General features: G+C 36.6%; 20 protein-coding genes and 4 tRNA genes. 9 read left to right on the forward strand and 15 right to left on the reverse strand.

Features of this window, described 5'->3' with window-relative positions; genetic code table 11:
* Position 1 precedes the first annotated feature (1 nt).
* The 4 genes from LS68_RS00390 to LS68_RS00405 form a co-directional block, all read right to left on the reverse strand.
* Positions 2–814, reverse strand: coding sequence for a hypothetical protein (locus tag LS68_RS00390; protein ID WP_034369440.1), 813 nt, complete (start codon positions 812–814; stop codon positions 2–4).
* 9 nt (positions 815–823) lie between these two features.
* On the reverse strand, positions 824–1,291 hold the full coding sequence (locus LS68_RS00395; protein WP_034369438.1) for a hypothetical protein: 468 nt from the start codon (positions 1,289–1,291) through the stop codon (positions 824–826).
* Positions 1,292–1,366: 75 nt separating this feature from the next.
* Complete coding sequence (locus tag LS68_RS00400; protein ID WP_034369436.1) at positions 1,367–1,942, reverse strand: hypothetical protein; 576 nt, start codon at positions 1,940–1,942, stop codon at positions 1,367–1,369.
* Positions 1,943–1,984: 42 nt separating this feature from the next.
* Positions 1,985–2,395 (reverse strand): hypothetical protein, encoded by a 411-nt coding sequence (locus LS68_RS00405; protein WP_241993629.1) that lies wholly within the window; start codon positions 2,393–2,395, stop codon positions 1,985–1,987.
* Between the two features lie 137 nt (positions 2,396–2,532).
* On the opposite strand from LS68_RS00405, the gene LS68_RS00410 reads away from it, so the two are divergent.
* Entirely contained in the window at positions 2,533–2,937 is a 405-nt protein-coding gene (locus LS68_RS00410; RefSeq protein ID WP_034369431.1) for a helix-turn-helix transcriptional regulator, read from the forward strand.
* 157 nt (positions 2,938–3,094) lie between these two features.
* Here LS68_RS00410 and LS68_RS00415 read toward each other — a convergent pair.
* The 5 genes from LS68_RS00415 to LS68_RS00435 form a co-directional block, all read right to left on the reverse strand.
* Positions 3,095–3,171, reverse strand: a tRNA-Asp gene (locus LS68_RS00415).
* A 50-nt stretch (positions 3,172–3,221) separates the two neighbouring features.
* A tRNA-Val gene (locus LS68_RS00420) sits at positions 3,222–3,297 on the reverse strand.
* A gap of 55 nt (positions 3,298–3,352) precedes the next feature.
* Positions 3,353–3,427, reverse strand: a tRNA-Glu gene (locus LS68_RS00425).
* Between the two features lie 14 nt (positions 3,428–3,441).
* Positions 3,442–3,517 (reverse strand) — tRNA-Lys (locus tag LS68_RS00430).
* A 157-nt stretch (positions 3,518–3,674) separates the two neighbouring features.
* On the reverse strand, positions 3,675–4,190 hold the full coding sequence (locus LS68_RS00435) for a CinA family protein (protein WP_034369428.1): 516 nt from the start codon (positions 4,188–4,190) through the stop codon (positions 3,675–3,677).
* 104 nt (positions 4,191–4,294) lie between these two features.
* Between LS68_RS00435 and ppk2 the strand changes: the two genes are divergently transcribed.
* From ppk2 to LS68_RS00455, 4 genes are all read left to right on the forward strand, one after another.
* Positions 4,295–5,431 carry a polyphosphate kinase 2 gene (gene ppk2, locus LS68_RS00440; protein ID WP_052100121.1) on the forward strand — a complete coding sequence of 379 codons (1,137 nt, stop codon included), beginning with the start codon at positions 4,295–4,297 and terminating at the stop codon, positions 5,429–5,431.
* Positions 5,432–5,786: 355 nt separating this feature from the next.
* On the forward strand, positions 5,787–7,163 hold the full coding sequence (gene ccoG / locus LS68_RS00445) for a cytochrome c oxidase accessory protein CcoG (protein ID WP_034369425.1): 1,377 nt from the start codon (positions 5,787–5,789) through the stop codon (positions 7,161–7,163).
* Between the two features lie 59 nt (positions 7,164–7,222).
* A complete protein-coding gene (locus LS68_RS00450; protein ID WP_034369423.1) occupies positions 7,223–7,921 on the forward strand; it encodes a Bax inhibitor-1/YccA family protein in 699 nt (232 codons plus the stop codon).
* On the forward strand, positions 7,905–8,321 hold the full coding sequence (locus LS68_RS00455) for a thiamine-phosphate pyrophosphorylase (RefSeq protein ID WP_241993630.1): 417 nt from the start codon (positions 7,905–7,907) through the stop codon (positions 8,319–8,321). The genes LS68_RS00450 and LS68_RS00455 overlap by 17 nt, the downstream gene beginning before the upstream one ends.
* A gap of 77 nt (positions 8,322–8,398) precedes the next feature.
* Here the strand turns inward: LS68_RS00455 and miaA are convergent, their stop codons facing one another.
* The 6 genes from miaA to flgH form a co-directional block, all read right to left on the reverse strand.
* Entirely contained in the window at positions 8,399–9,352 is a 954-nt protein-coding gene (gene miaA, locus LS68_RS00460; RefSeq protein WP_241993631.1) for a tRNA (adenosine(37)-N6)-dimethylallyltransferase MiaA, read from the reverse strand.
* The gene (locus LS68_RS00465; RefSeq protein ID WP_034369417.1) at positions 9,324–10,442 is read right to left on the reverse strand and encodes an alanine--glyoxylate aminotransferase family protein; all 1,119 of its coding nucleotides are present in this window, start codon (positions 10,440–10,442) and stop codon (positions 9,324–9,326) included. Before LS68_RS00465 ends, miaA begins: the two co-directional genes overlap by 29 nt.
* 130 nt (positions 10,443–10,572) lie before the next feature.
* Positions 10,573–11,628 (reverse strand): pseudaminic acid synthase, encoded by a 1,056-nt coding sequence (pseI, locus tag LS68_RS00470; protein WP_034369414.1) that lies wholly within the window; start codon positions 11,626–11,628, stop codon positions 10,573–10,575.
* A complete protein-coding gene (pseH, locus tag LS68_RS09710) occupies positions 11,628–13,157 on the reverse strand; it encodes a UDP-4-amino-4,6-dideoxy-N-acetyl-beta-L-altrosamine N-acetyltransferase (RefSeq protein ID WP_034369412.1) in 1,530 nt (509 codons plus the stop codon). The genes pseI and pseH overlap by 1 nt, the downstream gene beginning before the upstream one ends.
* 75 nt (positions 13,158–13,232) lie before the next feature.
* Positions 13,233–13,928 (reverse strand): pseudaminic acid cytidylyltransferase, encoded by a 696-nt coding sequence (gene pseF / locus LS68_RS00480; protein ID WP_034369409.1) that lies wholly within the window; start codon positions 13,926–13,928, stop codon positions 13,233–13,235.
* A 71-nt stretch (positions 13,929–13,999) separates the two neighbouring features.
* Positions 14,000–14,734: a flagellar basal body L-ring protein FlgH gene (flgH, locus tag LS68_RS00485; RefSeq protein ID WP_034369406.1), complete on the reverse strand. Its 735-nt coding sequence runs from the start codon at positions 14,732–14,734 to the stop codon at positions 14,000–14,002.
* A gap of 139 nt (positions 14,735–14,873) precedes the next feature.
* Here flgH and LS68_RS00490 point away from each other — a divergent pair, with 139 nt between their 5' ends.
* The 4 genes from LS68_RS00490 to LS68_RS00505 are packed head-to-tail and all read left to right on the forward strand — an operon-like array spanning position 14,874 to position 18,768.
* Entirely contained in the window at positions 14,874–15,800 is a 927-nt protein-coding gene (locus LS68_RS00490; RefSeq protein ID WP_241993632.1) for a DMT family transporter, read from the forward strand.
* Positions 15,793–16,236: a CoA-binding protein gene (locus tag LS68_RS00495; protein WP_034369403.1), complete on the forward strand. Its 444-nt coding sequence runs from the start codon at positions 15,793–15,795 to the stop codon at positions 16,234–16,236. Before LS68_RS00490 ends, LS68_RS00495 begins: the two co-directional genes overlap by 8 nt.
* A gap of 34 nt (positions 16,237–16,270) precedes the next feature.
* A complete protein-coding gene (ilvA, locus tag LS68_RS00500) occupies positions 16,271–17,485 on the forward strand; it encodes a threonine ammonia-lyase (protein WP_034369401.1) in 1,215 nt (404 codons plus the stop codon).
* A 5-nt stretch (positions 17,486–17,490) separates the two neighbouring features.
* Positions 17,491–18,768, forward strand: coding sequence for a hypothetical protein (locus tag LS68_RS00505; protein ID WP_034369398.1), 1,278 nt, complete (start codon positions 17,491–17,493; stop codon positions 18,766–18,768).
* Positions 18,769–18,794 lie beyond the last annotated feature (26 nt).

The following is an 18,794-nucleotide window of genomic DNA, read 5'->3' on the forward strand; positions in this document are numbered from 1 at the left end:
TTTATCGCTCATATGAGACGACACCGCATAGTAGCACAAAGGGCATATATTCTGCACTATATATGTGGTAAGTATCTTGTTCGTCTGTGTCGATACTCGGACGTAAATCCAGCACTCCACATAGTATGCCATCAATTTCGATACCTTCTGCTTCTTGGGCAGATTCTAAAATCATATCCATGATTTCCTTTGCAAAATTGACAGAATCTAGCTCGTGCAAATCATTAGGGGCTTGTTCTCTTTTACAAAAGATATTGATGCTAAAAAGTGCGAGGTTAAAGTCATTATAATCATTGTCTTTTTGATATATTGCTGCATCTCGCAATTGTTTCATTGCCTCTTTGATGCGGTTTTGATTTCCTGAAGTGAATTGTCTTTGTGCCTTTTTGCCGATATTGAGCCATAAATGCTTGGATTCTATCCATATAGCGATTTTTTTACCATCTCTATCATCCGTGCAGCACCAAAAATCTAAACGCCCTTTTGAGTTTTGATCTTCTTCTTTGCCCGATTCTAGTTTTTGACGATCTATACTCATTTCGCTGATGACATAGGGTGTTTGGCAAGAAAGTGCTATGGCGATAGTAGCGGAGTTGCTTCGTTCGTTATAAACGATGGGAAAATCACCCGTATTTTCTAATAAAGCAAGGTTAATATCAAAGATGTAGCTACACATTTCATCAAAAAATGCCTTAAACTTTCTACCGCCCTTTTGTGCCACACCATCGCTTTTATAGTGTGAATCTACGAATATATAGCTGTATGGAGCATTTTTCTTTGAGAATCGCTTTTGTGGATTGTAATCATAAGCCATTGTGTCTCCTTATTTTAGTAGTTTATCATCAGGGGCGTTTTTGAAGTATTCTGCAAAATCAATAGGCTCTGTATCTATGTCTTTTTTAGGCTTGATATTGTTTTCATAATCAATACTAGTTATGCAATAGTCATGGCTTATAAGTATATTTGTATTGTAGAATTTATTACTTATTTTGTTTAATTCTATTGCTAGTGCTTTAGCTTGTTTATCGGCTTTTGTCATACTCTCCAAATCATCATTTTCTTTATAACCAAAGTATCCAGTAACATCTCTTGCTGTATGAAGGTTATTTTTATGAGATTCATAGTCAATTTTTACAATTCTTTTGCATTGGTATGTAATATAATTATTGCTCCAATGGTCTTCGGCAGGGTTAATATAACTTACAGACTCTCTATAACCCTCTGTTTCTCCAAATAAGCTCTGCCCAATAATTACAATACCTATTAGTATGTTTGGTAGTAGTTTTCCCATGGTTTCCCTTTATCTTGGTTTATTAAATTTCTCTGACTTTAAGTAAAGAAGTCAGAGAGAGCTGAAAGTATTTGGTTATTTTAACACTTCTATCATTAGATCACCTGCTCCATTGTCATAAGTTTTATAAGTCATGCCATTTGATGCAAGTTGTGTAGCAATTGTCGCTATACCAATTAAGATTTGCATATCTTGAATATTGAAATTGTCCCTTATCTCTTTACTATTAAAAGTATGCTCATAAAGATTATTAGCTACTAGTCCAATAAGAAGCGCATCTTTACTAAGTCGTGCAACAGAAAAATAAGTTTTTGTAAAATCTGTTTCTGGTAATTCTGCATCACCCTTTTGGATCGACTTAAAGGTTTCTACACTCTTTTGAACATAGCTATTTGCAATTTCTACCTTACAAACACTGGATTTTTTATCTTTATCAAGATTGAGAAGCTGTATATTTCCAACTTCAAAGCCCAATTTTTGGATCGTTAGATTAAGCTCATTTTTACCACTTGCATCACTAAAAAATAAAATATTTAAAGCTTGTTCTGCATAATCTTTGTCATCACATTTAAAATTATTGCCACAACCACTTATAATAAATACCATTACTGCTGCCATAAAGCCCATTATTACGTTTTGTGTATATTTCATTGTATCTCCTTAAATTGTTATTATCGTTAATGTAGAATCATATTATAGAATCTGCATTATTTTTTCAAGATTCTGTTTTCTTAGTTTTTTACCTACGATAAACAAATCCACAATCCACCAAATCCACACAGCTAAGCTTATCCACAGAGCCAATCCATGAAGTATTGGGTTTGTCCCATCACTAATTATCTCAAAAATTATAGATAATGCAACCAGTGCCAAACGAATACCACCAAGTAAGGTGTCACCGATCATAAACCTTCCTACACCAATATTTCCAAATAAGAAACTTCCTACCCAAAAAACAAGTTTAGGACTTTTCAGGTTAAGCATAGATATTTTTGCAAACATATCGTCTTTTTGCTTATCATCAAGTTTATCTAACTTTTCTTTGAATATCTGCATAGAATCTAAATCCTTTGGCAGTTTATCTTGCAAGCTTGTCATTATCATTTGAGAATCCATTAATTGCCTCCAATTTTTGTAAAATATATGAATTTATATCATATCAATAATTAAATTATCCTTTTACGATAATTTAATCGTTACAATAATAAAAACCTATGAATATCTATTGTAGAGTAAAATAAATGAAAGTAGTCGAACGAATAAATGAAATACTTAAAGAAAAAAATCTTAGTAAAAAACAACTTGCCAATCGCCTTATCGACTTAGGTTTGCGTGCAAATAAGACGGGTGAAATACCTACGATTTCTAGTATCTATGCCTACCTTAATGGTAATATTGAGCTAAAAGCGGATATGATTCCCTTTATCGCGGAGGCTTTGGGTGTGTATGAGCAGGAGCTATTTAAGGCAGATTCACAGAGAATCTTGCGTAGATTTTACGCACAAGATCCGACTTTAGCTAAATATAATCATATTGTAGAACTCCTAGAATATATTTCGCCAAAATCCCTAGAAACTCTCGAAAAAACACTTATAAGCCATAAAAATAAGACCATAGAACTCAATCAGATTATACAAAATCTCTAAAATGTTTTACAAAACCCATTAATTTATTTCTCGAGCTATGTTATAAATTCCTAAGACAGCATAAAAGGACAAAGAGATTCTAGAATTTTATGTTTAAGAAATGTTTTGAGTGTCAATATAGTCAAATGTCAAAAATAAAATTTAAGAAAAGCAAAGGTGGCGGAGCGGACGGGGCTCGAACCCGCGACCCCCTGCGTGACAGGCAGGTATTCTAACCAGCTGAACTACCGCTCCAAACTCAATGAATAGAGGAAAATTTAAGCCTAAAGCAAAAATTTAATCGGTGGTGGTCGCTATAAGACTCGAACTTATGACATCCACCTTGTAAGGGTGGCGCTCTACCAACTGAGCTAAGCGACCAGCAATCAAATATCTAATAAGATAAAGATAAAATTTAAATATCAAGTAATAAAAGTGGTGACCCCTAGGGGATTCGAACCCCTGTAGCCACCGTGAAAGGGTGGTATCCTAACCGTTAGATGAAGGGGCCACTTTTATTCTTGGTGGTGACCCGTGTTGGATTCGAACCAACGGCCCATTCCTTAAAAGGGAATTGCTCTACCAACTGAGCTAACGGGTCATCTAGTAAAACATCAAAATTGTTGTAAATGTAAAGGAGCGAAATTATAGTGTGTTTAATGAGATTTGTCAAGTATGTGTATTAATTTTTAGAATCTTATTATAAGAAATTACAGATGCTTTAAAGGCAGGATATTTGGGATTTTTGGATTTGTAATTTATCTTGATTGTAAGAGGTCTATAAGCATTTCCAATGCTTGATTGCAGGTTTGAATCTGTATCTCATTGCGATTACCGCTAAATTGGCAATGCTTCACGATTGCATCTTTATTTTTGAATTGTATGCCAATAAACACCGTCCCTACAGGTTTTTCATTACTTCCACCGCTTGGACCAGCAATCCCACTTGTAGCAAGCCCTACATCTGCTCCACTTTGCTTGATAATGCCCTTGCACATTTGGCGCACTACAATCTCGCTGACTGCACCAAATGTTTGAAGAGAATCTGAACCAACACCGAGCCATGTGTTTTTGATGCTATTAGCATAGCTAATCATACCCCCATCAAAGATTGTAGAAGCCCCGTCTAGGGATATAAAATGATATGCCAAAAGACCACCTGTGCAGCTTTCAGCGGTTGCAATTTTTAATTTTTGCTTTTGAAGCAGTATGATTGCTTTTTGTGCCAAAGTGATATTGGTGATATTGTGGATTGTTTCAATTTTTGTTTTCATACACAAATTCTTTGTTTTTAAAAATTTTTTACTAACTTTTGTAAAAAATTAGTGTATCATATAATCATAAATTTTTAGATTCGGAAACGAAGAGGAGTTGAATCATGGGAAAACAAGAAAAACAAATCGTCATTCGACCAGAGAGTGAAGCTAATCCTAAAGAGGTGTATAAAAAGAAAAATGGCAGAATGAAAGAGGATTTTTACCTTGAGGAGCTTACGAAACTCCAAATTGAGCTTTTGAAATTACAAAATTGGGTTAAAGAGACCAATCAAAAAATTGTTATCATTATGGAAGGGCGTGATGCTGCGGGTAAAGGAGGCACAATTAAAGCCCTTACAAGTCGTATGAATCCTCGTAGTTGTAGAATAGTTGCCTTACCCAAACCCACAGAGGCAGAAAAAACTGAATGGTATTTCAAGCGTTACATTAGCACTTTGCCTAGTGGTGGAGAAATCGTCTTTTATGACAGAAGTTGGTATAACCGTGCAGGTGTAGAAAAAGTAATGGGCTTTTGCACTCAAGAACAATACAAAGAGTTTATCACACAGGTTTCTAATTTAGAGCAAATGCTTGTTTCGAGTGGAATGCTGATTTTTAAATATTTCCTTGATGTAGGTAGAGATGAGCAAAAACGCAGAATCTTAAGACGCAAAACCGATCCTTTAAGAATGTGGAAATTAAGCCCAATTGATAATAAATCTCTTGATTTGTGGGAGCAATACACTGAAGTATTTGAAAAAATGTTTGCTCGCACACATACACATATTTGCCCTTGGACTATTATTAATACTAATGACAAAAAACGCGCAAGGTTGAATATTGCTCGAGATATTTTGAGTAAAATTGATTATGAAGGTAAAGATCAAACTGCAGTATGTCTTTTGCCTGATCCTAGTATCGTATGGACTTATTCACAACACCATAAGAGTGATACTGACCCTACAAAAGAGATTCAAAAGCAGCTTGAAGAATTAGAGCGTAAGAAGGAAGAAGAGAAAAAAGAGCGCAAAAAAGAAAAAGAGAAAATTGAAAAAGAGCGCAAAAAAGCAGAAAAAGATTTGAAAAAGGCTGAAAAAGAAAGGGAAAAAGCCGAGAAAGAAATCCAAAAGGTTGAAAAGGAAAAAGAAAAGCAAGCTCTCAAACAAAAGATTGATGAGAATGCTAAGATTCCAAGTGCGACTACAAAAGCGGCTAGTAAACCTGTTGCAAAACCACAGCCGACAACAGATAACAAATAACGCCTGAAGTAAGGTTTATTTTATTTATTGATTCTTCAATCTAGAGTTGATGCAACACGATGTTTTGACTTTAGATTGACTCCTTCATTAAAGATTCTAGAAACTCAAATACCTGTTTTTAATATTGTGAGCCTTGATAACAATTAAGATTCTATCTATGCGATAAAACAGACTATTTTGACTTTTTGTTGTATGTTGCGTGATTGCCGTATTGATTGTATCAGTAAAAAATATTTCTTTTGAATTCTTAAAATTTATATGATTTTGAAAAAATATTCTTTTAGATAAGATATTGTTCAGTTAAATAATATTAGAATCTTCTTTAACAAATAAAGTTGTTTTTCGGGAGGAAATAATGCAAACAGAACAAAGCTCTTATCGTAAAAAGCGGTATTTGGTTTATGGTATAGCAAGTCTTATTCTATTTACATTTCCATTTATTAAAATTCATGGAAACCAAATTTTCTTGCTTTCTTTTGATCACAAACAGCTCCATTTGTTGGGAACGGTTTTTGACATACAAGAATTCTATTTGATGCCTTTTTTGCTTATCATGCTATTTGTAGGGATTTTCTTCATTACCACACTAGCAGGGCGTATGTGGTGTGGCTGGGCGTGTCCTCAAACGATTTTTAGAGTGATGTATCGTGATTTATTGCAAACAAAGATTTTCGGTTTGCGTAAAAGGATTTCAAACAAACAAGAAAAAATGGATCTTAGCTCACCAATCGCAAAAATTAAAGCCGTCTTAGCTTTTCTTATTATTGCAGTGTTGTGTTTGCTTGCCGCAGCAAATTTGATGTTTTTCTTCACACCTCCGGGTGAGTTTTTTGCATATATTACTGACCCGCTTAATCACAGAATCTTGATGGGATTCTGGCTTGGATTTGGTTGTTTCTTTATCCTTGATATTACTTTTATTCGGGAAAATTTCTGTATCTATATGTGTCCTTATTGCCGCGTGCAAAGTGTGCTTTACGATAATGATACCATTATGCCTATTTATAACTACTATCGTGGAGGTATGGTATATGATACTAAAGGTGTGAAAAATCCTCTAGCTCCTCAAAAACAGAATCCTCAAAATGAATGCACCAACTGCAATCAATGCGTAAGAGTTTGTCCTACACATATTGATATTCGTAAAGGTATGCAGTTAGAATGTATCAATTGTCTTGAATGTGCAGATGCTTGTGCAAGTGTTATGGGCAAACTCGGTAAAAAATCTCTTGTAACTTGGCGTTCTTCAGCTTCCCTTGAAAAAAATGAAAAAGTTAAAATTGTGCGATTTAAGACGATCGGATATGTCATTATCTTGGCTCTTGTGTTTGCCTTGTTATTTATTGTAGGTAGTAAAAAAGAGACTATGCTTCTTAATATCAACCGCACCACGGAGCTTTATGAGATTAGAAGTCATCATGTTGTAGATAATAATTATATTATGCTTTTCCATAATACAGACACTCAAGATCATATGATGTATTTTGAAATCCTTGATGGTAAAGGTGAGTCTATTGCCCATTTGCTAGAAATTGTTACCCCCAAAGAACCTTTTAAGGTTAAAGCAGGTAAGAAGAATAGACAAGTCGTGAGAATTGCTACCAAAGAAAGCCTTGAAAAGGGTGATCATGATATTATCATTAGAGCTTTTGCAGTCGATGCAAAAGATCAAGTGTTTGTAGAGCGCAAGACGAAGTTTATTTATCCTGATACGAAATTGCTGAAGGATTAGGGTTTGTTTGTCAAATTTTAATACAATGGCAGACTTTTAATATTGATAAAGGAGTGTTTATGGGACTTTATGATAGAAATTATTCAAATACTCAAGCTGCAAATGAGGCTTTGACTCAAGAACAAGATACGGCTTTAGTGAATTTTGTCAAAACGACTTATAAATTTTTTGGTGCAAGTTTGTTATTTGCAACTTTAGGGGCTTTATTTGGTTTTATGTATTTTGAGGCTGTGGTGCAATACAGACTTTTTATTTATATTGCTGAATTTGCAGCATTGTTTGGCTTGATTTTTTCTCGCAATAAACCGGGCTTAAATATCGCAATGCTCTTTATTTTCACGACATTGACAGGTGTAACAATTACACCTTTAATCGGTATGGTGGCTTATAAAGCTGGTGCAAGTGCGGTAGCAATGGCTTTTGGTATGACTACAATTGTATTTGGTGTAATGAGTATTTTCGCACTTAAAACAACCAAAGATTTAGCAAATATGGGAAAAATGCTCTTTATTGCTTTGATCGTTGTAATAGTTTGCTCACTCGTAAATCTCTTTTTGGGTAGCTCAATGTTCCAAGTATTAATCTCAAGTGCATGTGTTTTGCTTTTTAGTGTTTATGTCGCTTATGATACACAAAACATCGTGCGAGGTTTATATTCTAGCCCTGTAGAGGCAGCAATTGCACTTTATCTTGATTTTTACAATATTCTTGTCCATATTCTCTCATTGATTGGTCTTTTGAGTGGAGATAGAGACTAAGGATAATCTTCAGATTGGCAGAGTGATTGATGCCAATCTCAATCGCCTCAAAGAAGGGATACGCGTCATTGAAGATACACTTCGGTATTTCCATAATGATGCTCCCTTAGCCTTATCATTGAAATCCCTACGACATCAAGTCAAAGTTTCTGATTCCAGCCTTTTGTTAGCTTATCGTGATATTCGTAATGATGTTTCCAAACGCAGCATTGCTGATGAATTGGAGCGTGATAATATTGCTCATTTGGTGATTGCTAACTTTAAACGCGCTCAAGAGAGTGCGCGAGTTTTGGAAGAGTATTTAAAGCTTGATAACACATGGGGAGATACACATCTTTTCAAAACCTTGCGTTATGAACTTTATGACTTAGAAAAGCAATATGTAGAAAAATATTTTTAGGCGATGTTTGTCTTGATTGCAAAATAGAATCTTGTCAATGTGAGGTAGCTAGATTCTATGGGCTAGACTAAATCTATTCAATATTTGTTGTCAATAATCTCGCGGATTCTCAAAGAAAGTTTCTTTTCAATTTCGTCAAATTCATCATGGGTAATACGAGAAAATTGTGTGCGATTGAAAGTGCGTTGTCGTTTGGCAAGCTGACAAGTATGACAAAAAATCATCTCTTCTAACTCTTTTATTGAGGATATGCGAGATTCTAAAAAAGCGATACATTCTTTGATACCAATACATTGTAATGCGGGAGCTTGACTTTCGTAATGTTGCCATAATTTTTTTGCTTCTTCAATAATCCCTTGCTCCATCATTTTGGCTGTGCGTTGGGCAATGCGTTTTCTCAATGTCTCTCTTTCCCAATGGATACAAAAAATCTCAATAGGATAGGCAAAAGGCACTTTTGGGTGAGATGCAAAATATACGCTAGGCGCACAATTTGTAGCAAAATAAATCTCTAAAGCCTTTTCTACCCGATAAGTATCTTTAGGAGTAATTTTTTGTGCATACACAGAATCAAGCGTATTTAATAGCATATATTTAGCATTCAAATCCCCAATAGATTGGACTTTTTCTTTATGGTTGGGCAAGATTTGAGGCATAGGGCTTAAGCCCTCAATAATGCTTTTAAGAAAAAAACTACTCCCGCCCACAATCAACAATACTTTTTTGCCTTTTGCGCGTGAGTCAATGATACTTTGCTCTAAGAGATTTTTAAAAAGCATCGCATTGCTTGGTTGGTCGGGTTTTAGGATATTAAGTGCATAGTAACATACTTCATTTTGCTCCTGCAAGGTGGGTTTGGCAGAAGCAATATCAATCTCTTGATAAATACTTAAAGAATCTAAACTAAAAATTTCACAATCAAAGGTTAAAGCGAGTTTATGAGCTAATGCGCTTTTGCCACTCCCGCTTGAACCGATCAGTGCTATCAGTCGAGGATAAGATTCAACCATTGAGTTGATAGTAAGTTTCAAGGAAAATCTTGTTACCTAATCCGTCAAATCGTCTTAAAGAGAGTTTGTCAAGAGCAAGCTCAATAGCATTAACCACCCATGTGCTTTTATTAAGCGGTATCATTCCCATTTGGTTGATACGAAAGAGGCTTGTTTTGAGCTTGTCTTGTCCACCTGCAATATTAAGGTCAAAGTCATTTTTCAGAATCTTGCGTATCGCACTAGCATTTTTTTCATCATAAATCGTATTCATCGCAAGTGCTGGAGTTTTTGGAAAAATCTTTAAACCTAAAGATTCTAAAGCTTTGTGTGTCGCGAGTGATCGTGCTTTGGTTTGTGTATAAATATGCTCAATCCCGCCATTTTGCTTAACAATGTCAAAATATTTTGTTAAACCGATAATGATTGTTGTCGGTGCAGTCCAAGCGGTGGTGTTTTGGGATTGATTTTTTAATTCAGTTTTGAGATTAAAGTAAAAGCCTACATCGCGTTGATTGGCTAGATCTACTGCATATGAAGAAAGCCCAATGATACTTAATCCGGGTGGGAGCATAAAGGCTTTTTGAGAGCCACCGATAAGTGCATCAATATGTGTAGTGTCGATTTTTTCTACACCCATTGCCGTAATAGCATCGACAATCACAACAATGCGAGGATTATAGGCTTTGATTGCTTGAGCAATAGATTCTACGGGGTGGCGCAAACCTCCGGCAGATTCACACATTTGGATACAAAATGCGTCAATAGATTGATCTTTTTTGAGAATCTCCATGACAGATTCTATACTCACAGGCGTGTCCCATTCGTTGATAATTTCTTCATAAGGGATATGATGAGCCTTAGCAATTTTGCCAAACCGCTCACCAAATTTACCGCTATTGACGCTTAAAATTTTGCTTTGGGCAAAAGTGCATACACATGCTTCCATCGCACCACTTCCACTACTTGCAAGCATTAAGACTTCAGGCATATTGATAAGATTCTTTAATCCTTCTCGTGCTTGTGCAAATATTGCTTCAAATTCAGGGGTGCGATGATGAATGGTTGGCTCACTCATTGCTTGACGAATAGGTTCAATCACAGGGGTAGGTCCGGGTGTAAAAAGTAGCATCAGATTCTCCTTTTGGTATGTTTAGCAACTCATACAGAATCTAAAGTCAGATGCGGTAGATTCTGTATGGATACTAAACTTTATGATTTGGGTGTATTATACTTGATTTTGGCAAAACTTTCTTTAAATGCTACATCTTAATATCATCAAGGCATAGCGGCTCATAGGCTTCCAAATCTTTTTTTGCCTTTTTGCCTAAGATTTTTTTATAAAATTTAGGGTGCGCTCCGTTGTTTGGGCGTATGATAGCAATATTATCACGCGTGATTTTTTCACCTTTTTTAATGTCTTGAGTGATAAAAATGCTTCGCGCAAAGGTGCGTCTTTTTGCGAGAATCTCTTGATTGATGGAGGGTTTTTTTGTGCCTAAGGCAAGGGCAGTATTGCGGACATCTTTGACCATTTGTGCAAATTCATCTTTATCCATACTGAATGCACTATCCACACCGCCCAATGCTTTATCAAGGATAAAATGTTTTTCTATCATTGTTGCACCTAAGCTTGTAGCGATAATAGGACATAAAGAGCCGATAGTGTGGTCAGATAAACCATATTTAACCTTGTATTGTTTATAAGTTTTTGCAAGTTGTGGCATACACGAGAGATTAGCTTCATCAATAGGTGCGGGATATTGGCTCGTGCATTGGAGTAAAGTAATATCTTTACAATGGTGTTTGTAGCAGATTCTAAGAGCAGTTTTAATCTCTTCTGGTGTAGCAACACCTGTTGAAATAATGATAGGTTTTTTGGTTTTTGCAATTGATTCTATTAATTCATAGTGCATCACTTCAAAACTCGCGACTTTATACATAGGGCAATGCAAAGATTCTAAAAAATCCACAGCTTTAGGTGAAAAGGGTGAGCTAAAAATCAAAAGATTAAGCTTTTGGGCAAGTTCAAAAAGCTCTTGATGCCATTCCCAAGGTGTTTGAGCCTCTTGATAGAGGTCATAAAGATAGCGATTATCCCACAAAGTCCCGCCTTTAATTGTAAAATACGATTTTTGAGAAGGCAATGTAAGGCATTGGGGCGTGTAAGTTTGAAGTTTTACGCCATCTGCACCACATTCTGCAATCGCATAAAGTGATTCTTTAGCGACTTCAAGGCTTTGATGATGATTAGCACTAAGTTCAGCAATGATGAGCGGAGAGCGAGATTGGCTTGAGGATTTTTCGTGGGGATTCATTAGGGATTCCTTATGGATTTTTTATACATCAAAACAACATCATAATATCGGTTATCTCTGTGAATAAATTCATTCAAAATCCCTTCTTTAATGTAGCCCATATTTTCATAAAATGTGATTGCTTGTTTATTGATTGCAAGCACTTCTAAATGCAGCGTGTGGAGATTAAGCACATCAAAAGCTTGATATTGTAAAAAGTCCAGAATCTGCTTTCCTTTGTGGGGGAGAGGGGAGAAAGGATTCTTATAAATCCCGATATAGGCGTGTTTATGTGTGAGATTAATACGAGTGAGTGATCCAACACCGATAATTTCTCCCTCTCGTTTTAAAAGCCAATATCGTTTTGTTTTGTCATCACGGAGGTTGGCGATAAATTGTAAATGTGATTCTTTAGATACAGCATTGCTATACATCCAAGGTGCGATTTGGGGGTGATTGCGCATAGAAAGCACAAATGCAGAATCATCTTCATTAAGTGCGGTAAAATCAATTGATTCAAGGCAGTTAGGTGTATTATGAGGCATATAAGATTCTTGTGCATCATATTGCATCTGAATCTTGTGCGCGATTTGTTGCAATGTCGGCAGGAGTTGAGATCCCATTTTAATGTCTCTAAGACGCGAAGACATATCATTATAAGTTGATTGTAATGTCGGTAAAAGCGTGATAATCTCTTGTATATTATAAGCGGGAATGATCGCCCCAATGGACGCCCATTGTGTTATTTGAAAGGCTTGATTAGAAGCAGTTTGGAGAATAATACTCGGGATTTTAAGGGCAATGAGTTCAATCATACTTCCCCCACCTGCGCTGATTGCTAAATGGCATTGTGATGCGGTGGCGATGAATTGAGCAGGGGTCAAATCTGAATACACTTCTACAGAATCTTGCAAGGAGGAAGGAATGTGTAATGTATGAGGATAGCCACCACCTAACACCACCAAAAGATGAGATTCTAAAAGCAAGTGAGAATCTTTACCTAATTCATCAAGCAATTTTTGTGTGAAATTACCATGATCCACGCCTCCCATCGTGATGAGAATCTGTATGGGAAGCTGCTTGGAAGTTTGTTTTGTCTCTAAAGCAAGGGGCAGCAAGGCATAAGGAGCACCTGCGAGAATCTGTTGATTCTGTGGATAATAGAGCTGGGCGTTAGGTGTGCCATTAAGGATATAACTATTTAAGGGATAAATATCTTTAAATTCATCATCAAGGCATATAAGGGCTTTAGAATGATGGCTCATTTGATGATAAAAGCGAATATCTGCTTGGTAACTATCAATAAAAACCATATCGAGATTTTCAGGCTGCGTGGCGAGCCATTCGTAATGTTTAAAGTCAATTGATACAGAAGATTCTTTGTGTGGCAAGAGGGAATGTAAGTTTTTAGGGACAAAATCCCCACGATGATGTAAAGTGATGGCTTTGACTTGAGGGATTTTCACGCATAACATAATGAGTTTAAGACAACGATAAAAATGTCCTAATCCATATTCACTCCCACTTTCACAAAACAAATCAACGCGCATATCACCTCTTTTCAAATAAAATTATTGTGAAGATATAGCAAAGTTGATTCCATAAATATTTGAGACTTTACTATTTTATGCAGATTCTGATTTGCTTTGAATCTTGTATTTTATCTCCGCCATTGCCCAATCATCAGGCGTATCAATATCTTGCACTTGATAATTTTTAAGCACAATGGCACTTGAGTGTTTGGCAAAAATTGGCAGATTTGTCATAAATGCTTTGACGCGTCCCCAATAAAACTGCCCTGCATCGTGGAAGAGAGTATCCAAATCTTGCGAACGCGTGTTTTGATGTTGAGGAAAAAGCATATTGATTTCATTATCTTTTACATAAAAGCTTCGGTAGGGATTGTAGTCGTATTCTACTGCGCAAAACGCATACATTTTGTGAGGACACTCTATCAATTCTTGGAATCCACGCTTTAGAGAATCAGCCTTTAAAAGCGGTGTTGCCGGATAAATGCAACACACTAAATCTTCAGACGCAAGATTCAAGGCAGTGATAGCATGAGTGATGACAGGGATTGTAGGCGTGAAATGATCACTTAATTCTTTTGGGCGCAAGAAAGGGACACTCGCACCATAGTTTTTGGCGACTTGAGCGATAAGCTCTGAATCTGTGCTGACAACCACTTCATCAAAAAGTTGAGATTCTAAAGCTGTGTGGATAGGATAGGCGATGATAGGCATACCGCAAAAATCTTTAATATTTTTTTGAGGAATGCGTTGGCTTCCTCCTCGAGCAGGGATAATAGCGATTTTTTTCACTTTTTCTCCTTTATTTTTAAGAATCTCTGTGTCTTAGATTCTTATATAAGCTATTTTTACCTTTTGGTTGATTAAAAAGGATACAAAGATTCAATACCATCGCTTGAAGGTTTTTTGCGATGTGTGTCGCTAATCGCTCCTAACGAGCTGTAAGCGATTTTTGCATTGGCGATATGCTTACTTTGCACGGTATTATCTTTTGAAATATCAAAAGAGCGCACCACACCGCTTAATTCGAGAATCTGTTTTTCCCCATCAACAAGCACTTCTCGTCTCCCATGAATAAAGTAAGTGTTGTTATCTAAAACTTTTACGATGCGTGCGGTAATGGTCGCATTAAGTGCTTCATTGCGTGATGTTGATCCGCCACCTTGAAAATTTGAGGTATTGTTTCCTTTGATGAGGTTATAAGCGGCTTGGTCATTAAGCTCTTGCACTAATTGTTTTTGTTCTTCATTATTACCTGTGTATTCGATGCTTGGGGGCGTTACATTTCCTCCACTCGCACCGGTATAGTTTTTATTGGAAGTAAAACTAGCATTGGCTGTTTCTGTAATGACTACGGTAATAAGGTCATCGGGTTTCATAGCTCTTCGGTCTGAAAACAATGGACGATCACCGCTGCCAAATAAACTTCCTGCGCGTGGAATATCGGGTATGTCATTATCTGCAGATTCTCTTTCTTCTACCCAATCTGGAGCATTAAAATCCATACTTGGCTCAAAAGCTAAACTGTATCGAGGAGATAGTCCAATAAGAAGAGCTAAAATCCCTATGAGATATATTCCAATATGTCGTGTGAGCATTATCAGTCCTTTATTGATTTCTGTATAGCTTAAAGCAAAGGATATTCCAAGTATTGTTTCTTAAACAAATCGTGTTACAATTTCTCTTACCAAAATAAGATCATAATATATGATACGATTAACGATAGGGAGATGATTAATGGCATTTATATATTCCCCTCTTAGTATCGGAATCCTTGCAATGCTTGTTTCGTCATTTTTCTTTGCCGTAATGGGTGCAGAGGGCAAGATCTTATCTAATCATCTTTCACCGATAGAAATTGCATTTTTCCGTGCGTTTGTGATGTTGTTATTTTTGTTGCCTATGGTTATTGGCAAACCTATTAAACACGCTTATCAACGCAAAGGTGGCTGGTGGATTCTCACTGCTAGAGCCGTAGCTGGAGGGCTTAGTTTTGTGGCGTTGTTTTACAATATCTCTACGATTGCCTTAGGGACAGCGACAGCATTTGCCCAAAGTATGCCTTTGTATATTGTAGTTCTTTCCATAATATTTTTAAAAGAGAGAATCAAATGGGGGGTGATTGCTTTTACAATCATTGGTTTTGTGGGAATCTTATTGATTTGTGATCCTCGATTGGATACATTGGGGGCATTTAATATTTTTTTAGGCATTGTGAGTGGTCTAGGAATGGCAATAGCCTTTTTGAATCTGCAGGCATTAAAGGATTATTTTACTTCATCATTTATCATCTTTTTTACCGGCGTGGTGATGTGTTTGGTCGCGTGTATTGTGTCGTTTGTGCCATTTTCGCCTATGTCGCAAGCGTGGGTGATGCCTAGAGGTATAGAGTGGTTGCATTTAGTGCTACTTGGATTCTTTGGCACAATCGGACAATATTTTCTCACTAAAGCTTATATGAATGCGCCTGCAGGTATTATTTCACCTATTGATTATACGCGTTTGGTTTTTAGCTGGATTCTAGGATTAATGCTTGGCGATGCCTTACCAAGCCTTGAGACAGCATTAGGTATCGTGCTGATTATTATTTCGGGTATCGGTGTGGGATTGCCTGTATTTTTGCATGATATGAGAAATTATAGACAAAGGAGAAAAAATGGATAAAATAAATCAAGCCATTACGACAGCACTTTTAGACGCTAAGATTCTTGCCATTTATGGGTTAAGTCCTAATGAAACTAAGCCAAGCCATATTGTTTCGCGATATATGCAGCAAAAGGGTTATCAGATCGTGCCTATCTACCCTAAGGGTGAGAGTGTATTAGGAGAAAAGATACATACCAATCTCCAAAGTGTGATAGAATCTCAAGGTAGGATTGATATTTTGGTCGTTTTTCGTCAGTCCTCTGCTGTTATGAGGGTAGCACAAGAAGTGCTTGCTTTGCCAAAAGGTAGCATAAAGGGCGTGTGGTTGCAAGAAGGTATCAAAGATGAAAATGCCAAAAATATGCTTGAAAAAGCTGGTATATGGGTCATTGAGGATTGTTGTATTAAAAAATATTATGATTATCTTCAAAATCATAAAGAGCATTTGTCTTAAACAGAGGCTTACATTAAAACAATAAGGATAAAGTATGCAAAATTTTGTTCAGCATGTGAGAGAAGCAAAAAAGCGTTTAGATGATTTGATCGTCCCTACATCATTGGCTTATGCCCCTAAACTTTCTCAAATCGCTCAAGCATCGGTTTATTTGAAAAAGGAGAATCTTCAGCTGACAGGGGCATTTAAGATTCGAGGGGCATTTAATAAAATCGCAAGTTTGCCTCAAAGTATTCGTCAAAAAGGTGTGATTGCTGCAAGCGCAGGGAATCACGCTCAAGGTGTGGCATATTCGTCTCGACATTTTGGCATACCTTCTGTAATCGTGATGCCGGAAGCGACACCATTGCTCAAGGTTGGCGCGACAAAAGAGCTTGGTGCAGAGGTGGTGCTTGCTGGTGATAATTATGATGAAGCCTATCAAAAAGCTTTGCAAATTGCACAAGAGAGGGATTTAGTATTTATTCACCCTTTTGCCGATGAAGAAGTGATAGCAGGGCAAGGAACGATTGCCTTAGAAATGATGGAACAAATGGATAATATTGATACGGTGGTTGTGCCAGTAGGTGGAGGAGGATTGATAGGGGGTATAGCAGGTGCGTATAAAGCACTCAAGCCTTCTGTTCGGATTGTCGGTGTAGTGGCTAAGGGTGCAGATGCAATGAAACGATCTTTTGAGCAAGGACATATCCAAAAGGTAGATTCTGTGCGGACTATTGCTGATGGTATTGCTGTGCGTGATGTGAATGCGCTTAATTTTGAATTGATACAAAAATATGTTGATGTGATGGTGAGCGTTGATGATGAAGAGATAGCAAGCGCAATTTTGTTTTTGATTGAAAAGCAAAAACTTGTTGTAGAAGGCGCGGGCGCAGCTTGTGTGGCAAGTGTATTGCGTCATAAGTTTGATATTAATCCTAAAGAAAATGTGGCTTTAGTGCTTAGCGGAGGCAATATTGATGTAAGTATGCTAGGTTTGATCATTGAAAAAGGTTTATTAAAAACACATCGCAAGATGAAATTTGAAGTGTGTTTGGTTGATAAGCCCGGTAGCTTACAGAATCTGACAGATATTCTCACAAAAGCGGGAGCTAATATTGTGCAAATCGACTATGATAGGACATCTGCGACATTAGAATATGGAGATGCGCTTGTTACAATGGCATTAGAGACAAAAGGCAAAGAACATAAGGAGCTTGTTTTTGAGCAACTTCGCAAAAATGGTTACCATTTCAAAGAGATCAATTAGGCACAATGAAAGAAGCATTTTGGGAGAATAATCGTTCAAATTTTTATACCAATCTCTTGTTTTGTGCGATTTTATTTGTTGATGTAGTATTGATTTTTGTGATGAATACAGAAATCAGCATTCATCACAAAGAGGCTGCAGGGATTTTTTATTCTCACAAACTTGCCTACGAGATTGCTCGTTTTTCTTTAGATATTTTTGGACAAAATGACTATGCTTTGCGTTTGCCTTTTATTCTTTTGCATATTTGCAATATGATATTGCTTTTTTTGATTTCAAGAATCTATTGCAAAAAACCTTATGATGCGCTCATGGTAGTTTTGGTCTATGCGCTTTTACCCGGTGTCATATTTAGCTCACTTTTGGTGCTTAAAAGCGGTTTGATTATTTTTATAACTTTATTGTGTTGTTATATCCAAATACGCTTTCACAGATTCCCTTATGTAGTTTTATTTATCGCTGTTTTTATTGATGAGAGTTTTGCGATTTTGTTTTTTGCATTTTTCTTTTATGCACTTAAGACTAAAAACACACTTGCAATGTTGATTTCATTAGTCTTTTTCGCACTCAATATGTATATGTTTGGTCTTGATATTTCTGGCAAACCTCGCAGTTATTTTGTCTATAATCTAGGGATAATGGCTTTATTTTTTTCCCCCTTATTATTGCTGTATTATATTTATACGATTCTGAATGCGTTAAGAAAACAAATCAATCTTCTTGTGGATATTGGCGCGACTTCTTTATTTTTCGTTTTATTGCTCTCTTTGCGTCAAAATGTCGATTTGGAGACGCTTTTTCCCATGAGTGTGGTGGCATTGCCTGTAGTCATTAAGCAGTTTTTTTCAGATATACGCATACGCTTGCCTGCTTTTCGCTTAGCGTATTTGATGAGGTTTGTTGTGATTTTTAGTTTGTTGGTATTGCAAAGCGGAGTATTGTATGCTAATAAGATTCTCTATCTCTTTGGGACAAAGCATTTTGCAAGCTCGTATTATATCAGCAAAGAGTTGGCTAGCGCGCTTAAAGATAGAGGTCTTGATGGGGTAAAAACATCGAATTACAAATTAGAGCTTGCACTGCGTTTTTATGGCATCAGCCATCATTCACAATGGTATCTTTTGCCTTCACCCGATTTGCACGAAACTTATGAAAATGAGATTCCCATTGTGTATTGGGGCAAAAAAGTTGCTTCTTATGTTTTAGTGCCATCACTTCATACAAAACCTCTCACGAAAGCCCAATCACGACTGAAATCTCAAAGCAACAAACTTAGTCCATGAAAATCTTTGAATTTATTATTGCAATG

Origin of the sequence: Helicobacter sp. MIT 05-5293, assembly GCF_000765665.2 — a bacterium.
GTDB lineage: Bacteria > Campylobacterota > Campylobacteria > Campylobacterales > Helicobacteraceae > Helicobacter_C.

Coding starts and splice junctions, on each gene's coding strand:
- LS68_RS00390 (WP_034369440.1), bottom strand. CDS start 814: ATGGCTTATGATTACAATCCACAAAAGCGATTCTCAAAGAAAAATGCT.
- LS68_RS00395 (WP_034369438.1), bottom strand. CDS start 1,291: ATGGGAAAACTACTACCAAACATACTAATAGGTATTGTAATTATTGGG.
- LS68_RS00400 (WP_034369436.1), bottom strand. CDS start 1,942: ATGAAATATACACAAAACGTAATAATGGGCTTTATGGCAGCAGTAATG.
- LS68_RS00405 (WP_241993629.1), bottom strand. CDS start 2,395: ATGATAATGACAAGCTTGCAAGATAAACTGCCAAAGGATTTAGATTCT.
- LS68_RS00410 (WP_034369431.1), top strand. CDS start 2,533: ATGAAAGTAGTCGAACGAATAAATGAAATACTTAAAGAAAAAAATCTT.
- LS68_RS00435 (WP_034369428.1), bottom strand. CDS start 4,190: ATGAAAACAAAAATTGAAACAATCCACAATATCACCAATATCACTTTG.
- ppk2 (WP_052100121.1), top strand. CDS start 4,295: ATGGGAAAACAAGAAAAACAAATCGTCATTCGACCAGAGAGTGAAGCT.
- ccoG (WP_034369425.1), top strand. CDS start 5,787: ATGCAAACAGAACAAAGCTCTTATCGTAAAAAGCGGTATTTGGTTTAT.
- LS68_RS00450 (WP_034369423.1), top strand. CDS start 7,223: ATGGGACTTTATGATAGAAATTATTCAAATACTCAAGCTGCAAATGAG.
- LS68_RS00465 (WP_034369417.1), bottom strand. CDS start 10,442: ATGCTACTTTTTACACCCGGACCTACCCCTGTGATTGAACCTATTCGT.
- pseI (WP_034369414.1), bottom strand. CDS start 11,628: ATGAATCCCCACGAAAAATCCTCAAGCCAATCTCGCTCTCCGCTCATC.
- pseH (WP_034369412.1), bottom strand. CDS start 13,157: ATGCGCGTTGATTTGTTTTGTGAAAGTGGGAGTGAATATGGATTAGGA.
- flgH (WP_034369406.1), bottom strand. CDS start 14,734: ATGCTCACACGACATATTGGAATATATCTCATAGGGATTTTAGCTCTT.
- LS68_RS00490 (WP_241993632.1), top strand. CDS start 14,874: ATGGCATTTATATATTCCCCTCTTAGTATCGGAATCCTTGCAATGCTT.
- LS68_RS00495 (WP_034369403.1), top strand. CDS start 15,793: ATGGATAAAATAAATCAAGCCATTACGACAGCACTTTTAGACGCTAAG.
- ilvA (WP_034369401.1), top strand. CDS start 16,271: ATGCAAAATTTTGTTCAGCATGTGAGAGAAGCAAAAAAGCGTTTAGAT.
- LS68_RS00505 (WP_034369398.1), top strand. CDS start 17,491: ATGAAAGAAGCATTTTGGGAGAATAATCGTTCAAATTTTTATACCAAT.